The 16,920-nt window shown below is 38.3% G+C and carries 17 protein-coding genes; 6 read left to right on the top strand and 11 right to left on the bottom strand.

Annotation, left to right across the window (positions count from 1 at the left end):
- Positions 1 to 20 precede the first annotated feature (20 nt).
- Positions 21 to 1,250 (top strand): ATP-binding protein, encoded by a 1,230-nt coding sequence (locus tag ACIQZ2_RS05915; protein WP_395767926.1) that lies wholly within the window; start codon positions 21 to 23, stop codon positions 1,248 to 1,250.
- Positions 1,240 to 2,301, top strand: a complete 1,062-nt coding sequence (locus tag ACIQZ2_RS05910; RefSeq protein WP_395767925.1) for a response regulator — start codon at positions 1,240 to 1,242, stop codon at positions 2,299 to 2,301. Before ACIQZ2_RS05915 ends, ACIQZ2_RS05910 begins: the two co-directional genes overlap by 11 nt.
- Here the strand turns inward: ACIQZ2_RS05910 and ACIQZ2_RS05905 are convergent.
- The 9 genes from ACIQZ2_RS05905 to ACIQZ2_RS05865 form a co-directional block, all read right to left on the bottom strand.
- Positions 2,298 to 2,963: a sulfite exporter TauE/SafE family protein gene (locus tag ACIQZ2_RS05905; RefSeq protein WP_395767924.1), complete on the bottom strand. Its 666-nt coding sequence runs from the start codon at positions 2,961 to 2,963 to the stop codon at positions 2,298 to 2,300. The genes ACIQZ2_RS05910 and ACIQZ2_RS05905 overlap by 4 nt on opposite strands.
- Positions 2,960 to 3,427 (bottom strand): FixH family protein, encoded by a 468-nt coding sequence (locus tag ACIQZ2_RS05900; RefSeq protein WP_395767923.1) that lies wholly within the window; start codon positions 3,425 to 3,427, stop codon positions 2,960 to 2,962. Before ACIQZ2_RS05900 ends, ACIQZ2_RS05905 begins: the two co-directional genes overlap by 4 nt.
- Positions 3,420 to 4,814, bottom strand: a complete 1,395-nt coding sequence (gene ccoG, locus ACIQZ2_RS05895; protein WP_395767922.1) for a cytochrome c oxidase accessory protein CcoG — start codon at positions 4,812 to 4,814, stop codon at positions 3,420 to 3,422. Before ccoG ends, ACIQZ2_RS05900 begins: the two co-directional genes overlap by 8 nt.
- Positions 4,815 to 4,853: 39 nt before the next feature.
- Positions 4,854 to 5,069, bottom strand: a complete 216-nt coding sequence (locus ACIQZ2_RS05890) for a DUF2892 domain-containing protein (protein WP_395767921.1) — start codon at positions 5,067 to 5,069, stop codon at positions 4,854 to 4,856.
- Positions 5,070 to 5,086: 17 nt separating this feature from the next.
- Positions 5,087 to 5,809 carry a cbb3-type cytochrome c oxidase N-terminal domain-containing protein gene (locus ACIQZ2_RS05885; RefSeq protein WP_395767920.1) on the bottom strand — a complete coding sequence of 241 codons (723 nt, stop codon included), beginning with the start codon at positions 5,807 to 5,809 and terminating at the stop codon, positions 5,087 to 5,089.
- A gap of 49 nt (positions 5,810 to 5,858) precedes the next feature.
- Positions 5,859 to 6,017 (bottom strand): hypothetical protein, encoded by a 159-nt coding sequence (locus tag ACIQZ2_RS05880; protein WP_395767919.1) that lies wholly within the window; start codon positions 6,015 to 6,017, stop codon positions 5,859 to 5,861.
- A 4-nt stretch (positions 6,018 to 6,021) separates the two neighbouring features.
- The gene (gene ccoN / locus ACIQZ2_RS05875; RefSeq protein WP_395767918.1) at positions 6,022 to 8,145 is read right to left on the bottom strand and encodes a cytochrome-c oxidase, cbb3-type subunit I; all 2,124 of its coding nucleotides are present in this window, start codon (positions 8,143 to 8,145) and stop codon (positions 6,022 to 6,024) included.
- Between the two features lie 9 nt (positions 8,146 to 8,154).
- Positions 8,155 to 8,307, bottom strand: a complete 153-nt coding sequence (gene ccoS, locus ACIQZ2_RS05870) for a cbb3-type cytochrome oxidase assembly protein CcoS (RefSeq protein ID WP_395767917.1) — start codon at positions 8,305 to 8,307, stop codon at positions 8,155 to 8,157.
- Between the two features lie 70 nt (positions 8,308 to 8,377).
- A complete protein-coding gene (locus ACIQZ2_RS05865) occupies positions 8,378 to 10,810 on the bottom strand; it encodes a heavy metal translocating P-type ATPase (protein ID WP_395767916.1) in 2,433 nt (810 codons plus the stop codon).
- 139 nt (positions 10,811 to 10,949) lie between these two features.
- Between ACIQZ2_RS05865 and ACIQZ2_RS05860 the strand changes: the two genes are divergently transcribed.
- A complete protein-coding gene (locus ACIQZ2_RS05860) occupies positions 10,950 to 11,330 on the top strand; it encodes a cyclic nucleotide-binding domain-containing protein (protein WP_395767915.1) in 381 nt (126 codons plus the stop codon).
- 63 nt (positions 11,331 to 11,393) lie between these two features.
- Here the strand turns inward: ACIQZ2_RS05860 and ACIQZ2_RS05855 are convergent, their stop codons facing one another.
- The gene (locus ACIQZ2_RS05855; protein ID WP_395767914.1) at positions 11,394 to 12,200 is read right to left on the bottom strand and encodes an SDR family oxidoreductase; all 807 of its coding nucleotides are present in this window, start codon (positions 12,198 to 12,200) and stop codon (positions 11,394 to 11,396) included.
- A gap of 90 nt (positions 12,201 to 12,290) precedes the next feature.
- Between ACIQZ2_RS05855 and rlmD the strand changes: the two genes are divergently transcribed.
- Complete coding sequence (rlmD, locus tag ACIQZ2_RS05850) at positions 12,291 to 13,712, top strand: 23S rRNA (uracil(1939)-C(5))-methyltransferase RlmD (RefSeq protein ID WP_395767913.1); 1,422 nt, start codon at positions 12,291 to 12,293, stop codon at positions 13,710 to 13,712.
- A 103-nt stretch (positions 13,713 to 13,815) separates the two neighbouring features.
- Here rlmD and dnaB read toward each other — a convergent pair whose 3' ends face one another.
- Positions 13,816 to 15,345, bottom strand: coding sequence for a replicative DNA helicase (dnaB, locus tag ACIQZ2_RS05845; protein WP_395767912.1), 1,530 nt, complete (start codon positions 15,343 to 15,345; stop codon positions 13,816 to 13,818).
- Between the two features lie 179 nt (positions 15,346 to 15,524).
- Between dnaB and ACIQZ2_RS05840 the strand changes: the two genes are divergently transcribed.
- Positions 15,525 to 16,484, top strand: coding sequence for a PhoH family protein (locus ACIQZ2_RS05840; protein ID WP_395767911.1), 960 nt, complete (start codon positions 15,525 to 15,527; stop codon positions 16,482 to 16,484).
- On the top strand, positions 16,465 to 16,908 hold the full coding sequence (locus tag ACIQZ2_RS05835) for a GNAT family N-acetyltransferase (protein ID WP_395767910.1): 444 nt from the start codon (positions 16,465 to 16,467) through the stop codon (positions 16,906 to 16,908). Before ACIQZ2_RS05840 ends, ACIQZ2_RS05835 begins: the two co-directional genes overlap by 20 nt.
- Positions 16,909 to 16,920 lie beyond the last annotated feature (12 nt).

The following is a 16,920-nucleotide window of genomic DNA, read 5'->3' as shown; positions in this document are numbered from 1 at the left end:
TTTGTTATTCAATTTTTATCATGTCAGCAACTTCTTTTCCTCTTCCTGCGCATTTTGAAGCCATTTTTCATGAGGCTGCGATTGGAATTATTGTGACAAATTCCGCCTTTAATATGATTCTTTCGAATGAGTATGCGCACCGACTTTTTGGGTATACGGAATCTGAGTTGTTAGGTCAAAACATTTCAATTCTTATTCCCAATCATTTAAAAGGAAGACATGAGGGACATTTAAGTAAAATTAACCATACGCCTGTATCTCGGCCAATGGGTCTCGGTTTAGATTTGAAAGCCAAACGAAAGGATGAATCTCTCTTCCCAATCGAGATTTCATTAAGTCATTTTAAGACAGATGATTACATCTATTACATCGCTTTTGTCAGTGACGTAACGCTCAAGCGTAAAGTGGAAATGGAATTGATTTTACGGAATCAAGAAATTAATCAATTGAATGAATCTTTGGAAGCTGAAGTTGAATCGCGTACATACGCGCTTCAAAACACCTTGGAGAAACTAGAGATTCAAACCAAAGAATTGGAATCGTCTTTACAAAAAGAGATTGAATTAGGGGATTTGAAAACCCGTTTTGTTTCCATGGCTTCGCATGAATTTAGAACACCTTTAACCTCTATCTTATCATCTGCTTCTATCATTGAGAAATATAGCCATACTGATGATCAAGCAAAGCGAAGTCAACATATACAACGAATTAAGTCTTCTGTTGCCCATTTAACGGAAATTTTGGAAGAATTTTTATCAGTAGGAAAATTAGAAGCTGGAAAGGTGGAAGTTCGACCTGATACTTTTAGCGTGGAAGAATTTTTAAATGATCTTGTTACTGAGGTGGATGGTATGCGGAGGCCCGGCCAGCAGATTGTGGTTCAAAGCGTTGGCCATTTGGCAGATTTTGTTTCAGATACTTCCATGTTACGAAAAGTACTTTTGAATGCTTTATCGAATGCACTTAAATTTTCTCAAAAAGATGTTTTCTTAAAAGCGAGGCTAGAGGAAAATAATCTTCTTATGGAGATTATAGACCAAGGAATAGGCATAAGTGAAGCGGATCAGAAGCATTTGTTTGAACGCTTTTTCCGAGGTGGTAATGCGAGCATTATTCCTGGAACAGGTTTAGGTCTCCATTTGATGGATCGGTATATGCGCCTATTGGGAGGAGAATTGAAATTATCGAGCGTACTCGGTCAAGGTACGACACTTCACATTACGTTACCCCGATTATCTTATGCCAACTAAAATCTTAATCATTGAGGACAACATCAATATTCGTGAGAATACGGCTGAATTATTAGCGTTGTCAGGTTATATTGTTGAGACAGCCACTGATGGAATTGAGGGAGTTCGATTAGCTAAAAGCATTTTACCCGATATTGTTATTTGCGATATTATGATGCCCAATCTCGATGGATTTGGGGTATTACAGGTATTTTCAAATCACCCGGAACTAGCTCGTATTCCCTTTATATTTTTAACGGCAAAGACTGATCGAGCTGACATGAGAAAGGGCATGGAAATGGGCGCGGATGATTATTTAACCAAACCTTTTCAAGAAGTTGAGTTGTTAAAAGCCATCGAGTCTAGGTTGAAAAAACAGCGGCCTGCAGTTCTTCCAGTTACCGAAGTGAATCATACTGATGTTGTATTTGCAGAGGAGGCGCTTGAATTTTTGGATTTTGAGCAATATAAAGCGGAGAAGAAGCAACAAAATTTAGGTAAAAAAGCATTGATTTATGCAGAAGGTGATACACCGCATCGTTTGTATTTTCTGGTGAAAGGAAAGGTTAAAACTTATCATACAAATCGTGAGGGCAAATATTTTATCACTTCATTTGTTAAACCGGGTGAATTTTTTGGCTTTGTAGATATCCTAGAAAATCAACCTTACCGTGAATCTGCGGAGGCTTTGGAAGAGGTACAGGTAATAAGCATTCCCGTGCGTGAATTCACTCAGAAATTAAACGAAAATATTCATATAGAAATTCAGTTTAGAAAAGCGCTGACAGGCTATTTGTTGAAAAACGAATCCATTTTATTCTCTATGGCTTATCAATCTTTGCGCAAACGTGTGGCGCTGGCTTTGGTTGAATTAGTGAAAACCTACGGGGATTCACAGTCTAGTCCCATTTCGATGCGCTTGTCTCGTGAGGATTTAGCTTCTCGCGTTGGTACTGCTACTGAATCCGTCATCCGAACCTTAAGTGATTTTAAAAAGGAAGGTCTAATCGATGTCAAAGGTGCAGAAATGACGATTCTAAAACCTGATGCGTTGGCAAATCTAAAATACTAGGAAAAAGGATGACAAATAATCGGACTTAAAGGCGAATGCTGTAAATAAGTTGATTGCGTCATAGCTATTCCCCAGGCACTTCTAAACAACAGAATGAGGGCTATTCCCCATCCCATGAATTGAAAAACGGAGCCTAATCTCGTAATCTTCTCCAATCCCCAGATACTTACTTTCAGAGCTGGTAAAGTGGCTATCCCAAAAGTGACCATACTTAAAGCGCCTAGCCAAGCATTTGATTGCAATAAAGCAATGCTCAATCCTCCCAATACTAGACCACAAGGTACCAATCCATTGCTCATTCCTAAGAAAAAATACCCCATTGCTCCAAGTCTTTTGCCTAGTTGAATAAGTACATGGCCAATCGAACGATGTAGTAATTTAAACAAGTTGTCGCTCAATTTCTTACGTAACACGAGTAGCAATATGATACCCGCAAATAAGTAATATAGATGCCAAAACGTTGGGAAAAGCCAAATAGAGCCCATTTTTGCTACAAAAAAACCCAATATTCCATACATGCTTAATCGCCCCATCGTATAAATCAACATGCGACCTGTTTGATTACTTCTTTGCTCAATTTGTTGCATAATGGGGCCGCACATGATGGCACAATGCCAGCTCCCGGCTAAACCAATAAAAAATGCATAATACCAGGAGTTCATTTGTTTTTAGGAATAACAATTCGATCTTCTTGTAAATAACTTTTTCCTTCAACTGACCATCGTATGGTTCTTTTCCAGGGTCCTTCGACTAAAAAGACCGTTGAAAAAGTCCAGTTTAAATTAGTGTCCTTTTTCCAGGTGAGCGATTTGTCTAGACGCGCATTGGAAGGTCGGAAAAATTGCATGTTGGCGGAATCACACCCTTCAGGCAATTGAATCAACATATAGTGATCATTGGCGATTGATTTTAGCTGAACTTGGTGTTGCTTGGGTATTTCCTGATTCTCTTGGTTCATCTTCTCTTGAAAGGCCTGCCCATCTGCATAATAGTTTTCTCCTACTAATTCGATTTTTTCATTTGACATATTGATGTAAAAATAGGCCATAAATACGCCGAAAAGTATGAAGGTTACCATGATTCCATGACCCCAATGATACCCTTTATTTGCTTGATTATTAATCATTTGGTTGAATAAAGCTTGTTTTTAATGTTTCTTCTTTTCCTTGATTATCTTGGATATGAATGGGGATTTTTTCTCCCTGTTTCCACGATCCTATGGTTGTCCTGATAAAAAATTCGGTTTTTACCTGTTTCCCCTTTTCAATTTTACCTAGCTTCTGTCCTATCCAAATAAGTTCAAGTGGTTTGTCAACACGTACAGTGAAAGTTTGGTCCTCCATAGATTTATTTAGAATCTCCAAATTGTATAGATTACTCACAGTTTGTAACTTTTCATCTACCTGGAAAGTCATTCCTGGCGTTCTCAATAAGGTTGATTCCCAACTTTTTCGTGTGATTAGCAGATAGGTCAAAATGCCAACAATCAATACCAATACACTGGAATAAGCTCCAATTCTGGTTGTGAATTTCAATTTAGTGCCACTATTTACCCCATTATATGAATCATAGCGAATCAAACCGGTAGGTTTGTCAATTTTTTCCATGACGGCATCACAGGCATCGATGCACGAAGTACAACCGATACATTCGAGTTGGTTACTCCCATTTCGAATATCAATGCCCGTTGGGCAAACCCGAACACACCAGTGGCAATCAATACAATCCCCTTTTGTTTCCATTTTGACCGCTTTTCCTCTTGGCTCTCCACGGACATGATCATATTGAACTAGAATGGAATTATTATCGAGTAGAACACCTTGTAAACGTCCATAGGGACATACCACCATGCAAACCATCTCCCGAAAACGAGCGAATACCAAGTAGAATATAGCAGTAAAAATGAGCATGACTATCAGCCCTTTTATGTGTTCCCTGGGATTACCCGTAACGATTTGAAGCCATTCCGGTTTGCCAATGATGTACATGAGAAAGGTATTGGAAATCGCAAAGGCTACTAGTATAAATAACGTATGTTTGCTCCCCTTTTTGGCTATCTTTTCGTTTGTCCATGTGGATTCATTCAATCTCCGTTGAGCTTTATCATCTCCCTCAATCCAATATTCGATTTTTCGAAAGAGCATTTCCATAAATATGGTCTGCGGGCATGCCCAGCCACACCAAATTCTACCAAATAAAACAGTAAAAAGGCTGATAAATATCAAAAAACAAACTAATCCGAGTGCAACCAAGTGGAAATCTTGTGGATAGAATGGTACCCCCCAAAATATAAATTTCCGCTCTATAACATTAAACAAGAAAATAGGCTGGCCTTTGTGTACAATCCAGGGCAATCCAAACAAAAGCGTTAACAACAAATAGGAAAAATAACTTCGTAATTTATACAATTGACCTATAATTCGACCGGGATAAATCCATAGCCGTTTCCCATCTTTGGTCTGATTATAGAGATGATTACGAAAATCATCATTCGCTAAGTTGATTAGTGACATAAAAAAGAAGGTCCGATTTCCTCGGACCTTAAGGGTTAATTAAAACTGAGGAGGTTCTTCCCTTAGGGTGCTCTTATGTAGCATTTTGTATAAAGGGCAAATTCGAACAAAACCAGTAATCGCGATTATCGTTGATACCACATAAACCGCTATTGACAGATTTTGTGGAATCACGTTAGCATAAGCTAAAATGATCAATACGACTGCCAAAGCAATGCGTACAATACGGTCCATTTTTCCAACATTCTTTCTCATAAGTATAAATTTTAAGTTTAGTTAATTTCTTCACCTTGAGGTTCCTTAGCCCCGGGAGGATTTGTACCCTGTAAGGTTAGTACAAAAGATGCGACCTGCTGTATTTGGATTGGATTTAATGATTTTTCCCAAGCTATCATGCCTTTTTCAGGAACGCCATGTTTAATGGTTTTGAAGAGGTCTTTAATTCCTCCTCCATGAATCCAAAATTTATCCGTTAAATTAGGTCCTACGCCCCCTTGGCCTTTGTCTCCATGACAAGCTACGCAATTCATCGAATAAATTTGTGACCCTTTTGTTAAATCTTTTACCGTTGAAAGTACTTTTGCATTTTCCTCATTAATGGTTTGAGCAAATTGTTTCATGTAAGACTCTCTTGCTTTTTCAGCAGCTATAACTTCGGTTTTATATTCGGTCTCCTGGATGTTGCCATCTTGATAAACATGGTAATACGCGCCATAAATAAGCCCGAAGATGATGGATGAATAAAACAAATACATAAACCACGGTGGTGTAGGGTTATCTAATTCGGTAATTCCATCATAGGTATGCTTCATCAATAGGTCCTGTTCTCGGTCCAAAGGTTTTAAACCTTTGAATTTTTCCCACCATGAGGCCTCTTGCTTTATCAAATGACTCGATTGCTTGACCAGGTTATTTAATGCTGAATTAAGTTGTAAGGTGACAACCAAAATGATGATTCCCGTTAAAAAGATCAAAGTAATCAGCCAAATTTCCATGAATGTAAATGCCATAATATGCTAATTTAAAGTCTAATGAGCTTTTGTATTATTTTTCAAAAGGTAGGTTCTTCATTCGATCTACATGTTTTTTATCCATCCAAATCATATAAATAGCTACCGCAGAAAAAAACACCATGAAGGTCAATAAAGAAAATATCATGTAGGAGTCTGCTCCTGGAATATTTGAAATAAATTGTTTGAACATAACCTTATTTTTTAGCGATATCGGTTCCTAAACGTTGTAAGTAGGCAATCAAGGCAATAATCTCCTTGTCGGCCGAAACCTTAATTTTTTCCTTTGCCAAACGTGCTTGAATCGTTTTTGATTGTGTGTTCAAATCCGCCACAGCATATATAATTTCAGCATCCGTATAAGGAACACCTAATTTCTTCATTGCAGTCAATTTATCTTGTGTTTGGGCTGTGCTAAGTGATTGTTCGTATAACCAATCGTAGGCTGGCATAATCGAACCTGGCGACATGGATTGTGGATCACGCATGTGATGATAGTGCCAAGAATCCGGATATTTACCTCCTTCTCGATGCAAATCGGGTCCAGTTCGCTTTGATCCCCATAAAAATGGATGGTCATATACAAATTCACCTGATTTAGAGAATTCTCCGTATCGCTCTGTTTCGGAACGGAATGGCCTTACCAATTGTGAATGACATCCTACACAACCTTCTCGTATGTAAATGTCACGCCCCTCCAATTCTAGCGATGTGTATGGCTTCACGGCGTCAATCGTAGGAACATTGGATTTAACCATAAAGGTTGGTACCAACTCGACCAATGAACCTACCAAAATCATGATTAATGAGGCTACGAGCAATTGAATGGGTTTGCGTTCAATCCAACGGTGCCAGTGAGCACCTTTTTCTACTTCCACGATGAGCGTTAAAGGGGCTGATTCTGCTGCTTCATTTGCCAGAAGTGAGCCTTGTGCCATGGTTTTGAATAAGTTGAAGGCCATGATGATAGCCCCTACTAAATACAAAGTTCCTCCTACGGCACGCATGATATGCATGGGTAATACTTGTAACGTTGTGTCCAAGAAGTTCCCGTATTGCAGTGTGCCTTCTAATGTGAATTGTTTCCACATCATCCCTTGTGTGAAACCAGATATATACATTGGAATCGCATACAAGGCTATCCCAAGGGTAGCAATCCAAAAGTGGACTTTAATTAGTTTTTCAGAGAATAAAGTGGTTTGGTATATTCGCGGAACCATCCAATACAATATGGCAAAAATTAAAAATCCATTCCACCCTAATGCGCCTACGTGTACGTGTGCAACAATCCAGTCGGTAAAGTGTGCAATCGCATTGATGTTTTTTAAACTCAACATCGGTCCCTCAAATGTTGCCATGCCGTAACACGTAATACCAATTACCATGAATTTTAATAGAGTATTTTCGCGAACTTGATCCCATGCACCACGTAATGTCAATAATCCATTAATCATACCTCCCCATGATGGAGCAATCAACATGATTGAAAAAACAACTCCCAAGGATTGAGCCCAATCAGGCAGACTTGAATACAATAAATGATGGGGCCCTGCCCAGATATATATAAAGATTAATGCCCAAAAGTGCAGAATCGATAATCGATAAGAATACACCGGACGATTAGCCATCTTAGGTAAATAATAATACATCATGCCTAAGAATGGTGTGGTTAAAAAGAATGCCACAGCATTATGACCATACCACCACTGTATTAAGGCATCTTGTACCCCTGCATAAATGTAGTATGATTTGAATGCTGAAATAGGTAACTGAATTGAATTTGTTACATGCAGCACGGCTACTGTAATGAATGTGGCGATGTAAAACCAAATAGCTACGTATAAATGACGTTCCCTTCTTTTGAAAATCGTACCAAACATGTTTATGCCAAATGTTACCCAAATCAACGTGATAGCAATATCAATAGGCCATTCTAATTCAGCGTATTCATGCGATGAGGTGATTCCTAACGGTAATGTTATCGCGGCAGCAACTATGATTAATTGCCATCCCCAAAAATGCAGACTAGACAAGAAATCACTGAACATGCGAGCCTTTAATAAGCGTTGTAAAGAGTAATAAACCCCAGCAAAGATGGCATTTCCTACAAAAGCAAAAATTACGGCGTTGGTATGTAAAGGTCGGATACGACCAAATGATCCATATTGTGTAATGTTTGCAGCTGGTTCAAATAATTGAGTAGCGATGATTACGCCTACCAACATGCCTACAATCCCCCAGATTATCGTAGCAATGGAAAAGTTTCGAACAATCTTATTATCATAAGAAAACTGCTCTAAATGGGTAGAATTTGTGTTCATAAACGGTTATTATTTTTTTGTACTCTTTTCGTCAAATAAAATGCGTATTCCGGGGGTTATTAAATCATCTTGTTGGCCCGTGCGAACCGACCAAATAAATGCGAATAAAAAGCCTACAGCCATAAGTAAACTTAACCCAATCATCACATACATAATTTCCATATCACTTGATTTAGATTTCCAAAATTCATTTTATTGAATCATTAAAAACATGAGCACCATCATCTTTTGACTATGAAAAACATGATTTTAATCGATTGCCTTTCCAATTCATACCAATGCTAGCAATAAAGAGCATACTTAGTGAGTTGACGGGCATCAGAATCGCGGCAATTAATGGTGATAAGGTACCTTGGACAGCAAAACTTAAGCCCACTAGGTTATAGACAATCGAAAGAACAAAGCTTGCTTTTATCAAGATGAGGCCAAACTTGGCGAATTGTAGAAATGTAGGTAAATGAACTAGTTGTAGTCCTTGTACTATTGCGTCACTGGAGGGAGTAAAATGTAAATGATCTTCGGATACCGCAATCCCTACCTCAGCTTGTTTTAATGCCCCAGCATCATTTAATCCATCCCCAATCATTGCAACATGCTTTCCTTGCGACTGTAAGGTTTGTATAAATTTCATTTTATCCAGTGGGCTACACTCAAATTGATAATGTGATTCATTGGTAAACCAGTCCAATAAGGTTCCAGCGTGCTGCTTTTTATCCCCAGATATAAGATATACATCATAGTTGGCCTGAAGTGTATGAATCATATATTCTATACCTTCTCTATTTTGCCATGGGAATTCAATGTAGCCGATTCGCTCCTCACCTATTCGAATGAATAATTGACTTTCTGATCGGATAAAATCTTGTTTGACAGCTAAAGCATGGCCAGTAAATTGTGCGTTACCAATTTGATATGCGCGTTTATCATAAATGCATTCAATGCCTTTTCCTATTTTTTCATTTATAGATTTTAAATCTACGATTTGTACGGGATACGTTTCGCGCAGATACTTAGCCAACTGACGCGATAAGGGATGGGTAGATTGATTAACCAACGAATAAATGATGTTTATTTCAGAGGTCCTTAAATCACGCACCAACTGAAATTTTGGTTTCACATCTTGATGCAAGGTTAATGTTCCCGTCTTATCAAAAACGATTGTATCTACCTGAGACATCCGTTCAAAGGCTTGAATATCCTTTACAAAGAAATTGAATTTAGCTAACCATCGAATTCCATGACCCAAAGCAAAAGGATATGAAATTGCTAAAGCACATGGACAAGCAATTACCAGTACACTGACTACTGCATTTTGCCATTTGCTAGAATCATTCAGTACCCAATAAATCCCAACCAATGTAGCTAAACTTAACAAAATGAAGGTGAAATACATCCCAACTTTATTGGCAAAATTTTCCCAGTTTTCGGTTTTATGGTTTGGGTCTTTGAAGGCTTGCTGTTCCCACAATTGTGTCAAGTGACTCTGATTAAGTGCTTTTTTGATTTCAATTTCAATAAGTTCACCATGATGACGACCACCTGCATACATAGAGTTGCCTGCCTCAAGATTGATGAATTCGCTTTCTCCCGTGACAAAGCTGTAATCCATTTGGCTTTTGCCTTTTATTAAAATCGCGTCAGCTGGAATGATTTCTTGATTTCGAATGATCAGTCGATCACCTATTTCTATCGCTTGTAATGGATAAGTTTGCTCAACTCCTTTGATAAATTTGCTAATGACTAAAGGGAAATAAGCTTTGTAGTTACGCTCAAATGACAGAAAATCAAAGGATTTTTGTTGGAACCATTTGCCAATCAACAGAAAAAATAATAAGCCAGAAACCGAATCAATATATCCGGCACCGGTATGAGAAAATACTTCATAGACACTTCTGAAATATCCAACCAATATTCCCAATAAAATAGGTAATTCGATGGTTAGCTTCTTGAGCTTTAGATGAGCCCATACATTCGTAAAATAATCTGAACCAGAATAAAATACCGCAATTGTGCCTAAAGCTATGTTGATATAGCCAAAAAGACTTTTTAAATCACCTGATTCAATCCCTAAATATTCGGGAAAGCTGAATAACATGGCATTTCCCGCACAAAATCCAGCTATGCCCAATTTGACAAATAACGGATTTTGTTGGCTTGTATTTTTTTGATTTTTTGCTTCTCCTTCGGATGTAATTAAGGGTTCATAGCCTAAACGCGCAAGTAAACTAGCAAGTTCACCTAAGTTTGTTTGGCTTTCAGTAAACCAAAGAGTCAATTCTTTCTTTCCAAAGTTTAAATCTGATTTTACTACAGCAGGTTCGATCTTGTTTAAATTTTCTAACAGGTATAAACAAGACCTGCAATGGATAGCGGGTAAAATAAAATGAACTTTGGAAACACCCTGGTTTGAGAAACTAATTAATTGATCATGAAAATGGGGATGGTTTAAGTAGTCAAAATTGTGAACTGATGGAGCCTTGCCTGGATGAACATCACAGGAATAATATTCCCCTAAGTCATTTCCTGAAAGTAATTGATATACCTGATGGCAGCCATGACAACAAAAGTCTTTACCCTCGTGCGTAATGACATCATCTTGACAGTTTTCACCACAATGAAAACATGTGGTAAGGATACTTAGCTGCGGAGTTTCGAGTTCAAGCACGTTGAATACATTAATTTATATCACAAAGGTGGGTTTAGGAACATTATTTTTTTGTGATAAAGTGCATGTATTAACCTGATGATTATCATAAATCACCTCCGTTTAGGATAGTACTTTTGAGCTGTCAAAAAGACATGACATGGAACAATTGTTGGAAACAGGGAAAAAGGTATTGGCTAGTGGTATTGAGATAAAATATCTTGCCGATGAGTTTTTGTTCCGCTATGGTCAAAAGGCTGAGTTTGTTTTTTATCTACATAGTGGCTCAGTTCTCTTGGAATGTCCCGATGATTTTGAAGGCTTAATCACCATGAATAAACCTTTTTTTATAGGGATAGATGAGGCGATACACGGCAAAAAGTATGCATGTACCGCAATGACGACTGAAGTATCGGAGTTTTTAGTTTTTGAGAGAGCTTATTTTAATCAATTAATAACTGAATTTGAACAAGCCAAGGAATATGTTGAAATCATGAGATTAGCGTTTTCAAAGCATATAAATCAACAGACATCAAAATAATAAGTTTAGAGTGGTAAGTTATATGGGTGTAAGCTCCTGCTAGACTTTGTTTAGCAGGGCTTTTTATTTTAACGGGCTATCTTTTTCTTTTTTAAGTGTGTTGTAGACCAAATTATCCATAAAACCATTCAGCCATTTATTTAAAAAGACTGTCAGTTTGCCTTGAAAGGTCAAAACTAAGGTTTTCTTCCGTGTTACATATGCTTTGTATATTTCCTTAGCGACCTCCTCTGCTGTCATCATTTTTTCTTCCTCTCGCATACTTTCTCCGGAAATACTTCCATCAGAGGTCAAAGAGGCATTTCTAATATTGGAGGCGGTGAATCCGGGACATGCGGTTAATACATGAACCCCTGTGCCAATCAATTCCGTCCGTAAAGCCTCTAAAAAACCATTCATTGCAAATTTAGAGGCGGAATATCCCGTTCTAACGGGAAGTCCCCGATAACCAGCGATGGATGAAATACCTATAATACCTCCTTGAACCATTTTTAGATGTGGTAATGCAGCATGAGTAGCATAAACGGTACCCCAGAAATTTATATCCATTACCTGCTTTAGTACCTTTAAATCTACCGTTTCAAACATGGATCGCATGGAGATTCCAGCATTATTGATTAGCAGGTCAATCCGGCCGAACGTATTTACAACTTCTTGAATCATTGCGCGCGTCTGTTCCTCTGAACTGCTATCGCAAACTATTGCATGTGACAGAATTTGTGCCTGCGTCAATTCAGTTGTAGTCGTATCTAAATTAGTTTTATTTCGACCTGTAATGACGATGGTATAACCTTGATGTCCAAATTCAAACGCGAGGGCTTTTCCAATCCCTGAACTAGCTCCTGTAATGATAACAACGTGATTCTTCATACGAATTTATTTCATCACGAAGTTAAGGTTTTATCTTGAATTGGTTGGCTTGCCCACATAAAGCCGTATTTTTGCGCATATTTTAATCACATGAGTAAGAAAAAAGAAAAGAAAGCGCCCGTGGTGTTGGAGAAAATTTCCATACTAGATTTTGCTGCCGAAGCTAAATGTATAGCTAAAGTACAAGATGAAGTCATATTTGTTCAAGGGGCAGTCGCGCCAGGTGATGTAGCAGATTTACGTATACTTAAATCTAAAAAGAGCTTTAAGCAGGCGCAAGCAGTAAATATTCAAGCGCTTTCAACGCATCGTACAGAGGTGGCCTGTAGTCATTTTGGAATTTGTGGTGGATGTAAATGGCAACACGTTTCTTATGCTTCTCAATTAGCGTTTAAAGCCCAACAAGTAAAAGATAATTTGACGCGTATCGCAAAAATTAAATTACCCGAAATCCACCCTATATTAGGCTCAGAGGAAACCTATTATTATCGGAATAAGTTGGAATTTACCTTTTCCAGTGCAAGGTGGCTTACCGAAGAGGAAATTGGTAAAGAAGATTTAGGATCTATGCATGCGCTCGGTTTTCACGTTCCTGGTCGTTTTGATAAAATATTACCAGTAGATCATTGTTATTTACAACCTGATCCCTCCAATGCTATTCGAAATGGTTTACGTGATTTTGCCGATGCCAATAGTATATCATTTTACGAATTGAAATTCCAAAAGGAAGGTGCACTTCGAAATTTGATTATTCGAAATACAGTGACAAATGAATGGATGGTGACTGTTCAATTTGCCTATGCGACCGAGGAAGAAATTAAACTTGTGATGGAGTTTTTGAAGTCTTCATTTCCTATAATTACGTCCTTGAACTATGTGATTAACCAAAAAGGAAACGATACTTTTCACGACTTAGAAGTTGTTTGTTACCATGGAAAACCCTTCATGGTGGAGACAATGGAAGATTTGAAGTTCCAAATTGGTCCTAAATCATTTTTTCAAACCAATGCCAAACAAGCATTGAAATTATATCAGTTGGTGCGTGAGTACGCTGAATTACAGGGTAATGAGGTCGTTTATGATTTGTATACTGGAACAGGAACAATTGGCTTGTTTCTATCAAAGCATGCATCAAAAGTCGTAGGGCTTGAATACGTAGAAATGGCTGTGGAAGATGCACGCGTTAATGCCCAGTTAAACGGGATTAAGAATGCAACTTTCTTTGCGGGTGATATGAAGAAAGTCCTGACTGAGGAGTTTATTGGTATTCACGGAGCTCCTGACGTAATCATTACTGATCCACCACGCGCAGGAATGGATTTAGATGTTGTGAACCAAATCTTAGCTGTTAAACCCCAAAAAATCGTATATGTAAGTTGTAACCCAGCAACCCAAGCGCGCGATTTAGCTTTATTGGATGTAGCTTATGATGTAGACGTAGTACATCCGGTTGATATGTTCCCGCAAACGCATCATGTGGAGAATATAGTAAGATTGATCATTAGACATTAGACGTTGGACATTAGACTCTGGACATTAGATTTCAATTTTTTTACTAACGTCTGAAGTCTAGAGTCTAATGTCCAACGTCTAATGTCTAACGTCTAGCGTCTAATTAAAACGGACTATTTAATGGATCATAATCTTCCTCCGGAGGTAAGTTCATTTTACTCCCTTTAAAAACAGCATCTCCTCCCCCTTGTTCAAAATTGGAAGTTTGATCACCTAATTTACTTAGGTCATAATTGCTGCCCCCTTCTGCTCCGCCAAAGGGTTGAAAGTCTAAATCACAATATTTGGTGAATTTACCGATGAATTTCAACCACACGCTATCCAATGAACCTGAACGGTTTTTTGCCATGATGATCTCTCCCATTCCAGCTAAAGAATTTCCATTTTCATCGGCTGTAATTTGATAATACTCGGGACGATAAATGAACATTACCTGATCCGCATCTTGCTCAATGGCACCTGATTCACGGAGGTCAGAAAGTTGTGGTTTTTTGTTTCCTCCACGCGTTTCTGTGGAACGATTTAATTGCGAAAGTGCAATGACAGGCACGTCAAGTTCCTTCGCTAATTGCTTCAATGCCCTTGAAATTTGGGCAATTTCTTGTTCACGATTACCCATTCCTGCTTTTCCTCCAGTGTCTCCGGTCATTAACTGAAGATAATCTATGACAACCAGTTTGATGTCTTTTTGAGCTTTTAATCGGCGACATTTTGCACGGAGTTCAAGAATAGATAATGCTGGAGTGTCGTCAACGTATATTGGAGCCTCGTACAAACGTTTAATTTTAGTATGTAATTGTTGCCATTCATGCGGCTCCAATTTACCTTTTCTAAGTTTTTCTGCATCAATTTCAGCTTCTGCGGAAATTATACGATTTACCAGTTGAACAGCACTCATTTCTAATGAGAACAGGGCTACAGCATGCCCCCATTCAACAGCGGCATTACGGCAAGCGGATACGACAAAAGCTGTTTTACCCATACCCGGACGAGCCGCAATGATGATGAGTTCTTGTTTTTGCCAACCAGACGTTAAACGATCTAAATCCGTAAATCCAGAAGGAATACCTGTCATGCCACTTTTCTGTTGTTGTTTTTCTTCTAATTCCGCAACGGCTTTTAAGAGGATGTCGGACATACTCTCATAATTCTTTCGAATATTGGACTCAGCAATGGTAAATAACTCCTGTTCCATGCGATCCAAAATTTGGAATACATCAGAGGTATCTTCGTATGATAAGCGTTGAATTTCAGAGGAAACGTGAATTAATTGGCGCTTAATATATTGCTCAATAATGATACGCGCATGAAATTCGACGTTGGATGTGGAACTTACGCGCGAAGTTAATTGAGCCAAATATGCGGTTCCTCCAGCCTTTTCTAAATCTCCAGTAGATTTTAGGTAGTTATTGACTGTTAATAAATCAACGGGTTGCGATTGCTGAAACAACGCCTGGATTGCACCAAAAATTTTATTGTGCGACTCTTTATAAAAACTATCCGGTTTAAGTAATTCAATAACATTCGCTAAAGGTTCTTTTTCAAGCATCAAAGCACCTAACAATGCTTCCTCTAAATCTACTGCTTGAGGGGGCAATTTACCTAAACCTAAATCACTAAGCCTTGATGGCATATTTGACCTGTTTGAGGTATTTAGACCTTGTTTGCCCTTGCTGAAAGTTTGCGATGTGTTATTCGAATCCATAAGTACAATTTTACAATTTTTTATCAAAAATATCACGTAGTTGGTGATATAAAATTTCAATCTTTTTCTATTTTAGTACTTTCATTCCACTTAAAAATCTTGCCTACTTGTTAGAGAAAATCATTTCCTTGTCGGATATCTCCTTAATTGAATTTTTGGGAGTTTCAAATTCCAATTTTCAGTTATTAACTGAAGCTTTCCCCCAAACCAAACTGATCGCACGTGGTGACCAACTGATAATTCGTGGCTCTGACGATCAAATGGCATTAGTCGAGGCCATCGTTAATCAATGTATTCATCATTTGAATAAGCACAATACATTTACGGCTGTGCATATGAAGGCCTATATTGAGTCCATTTTGAATCCAACAGGAGAAGAGATGGAGACCCCTTGGGTTGAGGATAAGGATGTATTGCTTTTTGGAAATAAAGGCATTGTAATAAAAGCAAAAACCCCTAATCAGCGTAAATTAGTTGATGCTGCCATTAATAACGACATTGTCTTCGCGATTGGCCCTGCGGGCACGGGAAAAACATATACGGCGGTTGCCCTTGCTGTCAAAGCCCTAAAAAATAAAGAAGTAAAGAAAATTATTATTACGCGTCCAGCCGTTGAAGCTGGAGAAAATTTAGGTTTTTTACCTGGTGATTTGAAAGAGAAAATTGATCCGTATTTAAGGCCAATTTATGATGCATTGGATGACATGATTCCAGCAGAGAAACTTAAGTTTTACTTGGAAAATAGGACGATTGAAATTGCTCCGTTAGCCTACATGCGTGGTCGGACCCTGAATAAAGCATTTATTTTACTGGATGAGGCACAAAATACCACTTCTATGCAAATGAAGATGTTTTTAACGCGTATGGGCATTCAATCCAAGACCATCATTACAGGAGATAAATCACAAGTGGATTTGCCCAAAAATCAAACGTCAGGTTTAGGTGAGGCAGAGCGTATTTTGAGTGGAATAAATGGAATTTCATTTGTCGAGTTGGATGGCTCTGATGTGGTTCGCCATCGATTGGTCCGTAAAATTATTGAGGCCTATGGCAAGCAAGATAAGTAAGGTTGTTCAAGCGGTTTCGCAGGAGCAAATTTCTGAGGTCTTTGAGATTCGAACGGAGGTATTTGTTCATGAGCAAAAATGCTTGCCATCAGAGGAATTTGATGAGTTAGATGCTCAAGCGGTACATTACCTCCTACTGGAAAATGAAAAGCCCGTGGCAACCGGCCGATTTCGTAAGACGGATAAAGGAATTAAAATTGAACGCATCGCTACACGGAAAGCCTATCGTGGAAATGGCTACGCAAGTCAAATTATTAAATTTTTGATTCAAGAATCCAAAGTTGTCTATCCTTTGAATTCATACTTTTATTTACATGCACAAGTAGAGGTTATGCCTTTATATCAGCAATTAGGATTTCAGCCGTATGGGGGAACTTTTATTGAGGCGGATATTGTTCATCAAGCCATGGAGGCCATTTTTTAGCCAATTTTAATT

The sequence above is a fragment of the Aquirufa sp. genome (genome assembly GCF_044342065.1).
Lineage (GTDB): Bacteria > Bacteroidota > Bacteroidia > Cytophagales > Spirosomataceae > Aquirufa.
Note: the sequence above shows the minus strand (reverse complement) of the source record. Positions and strands in the feature narration are given on the sequence as shown.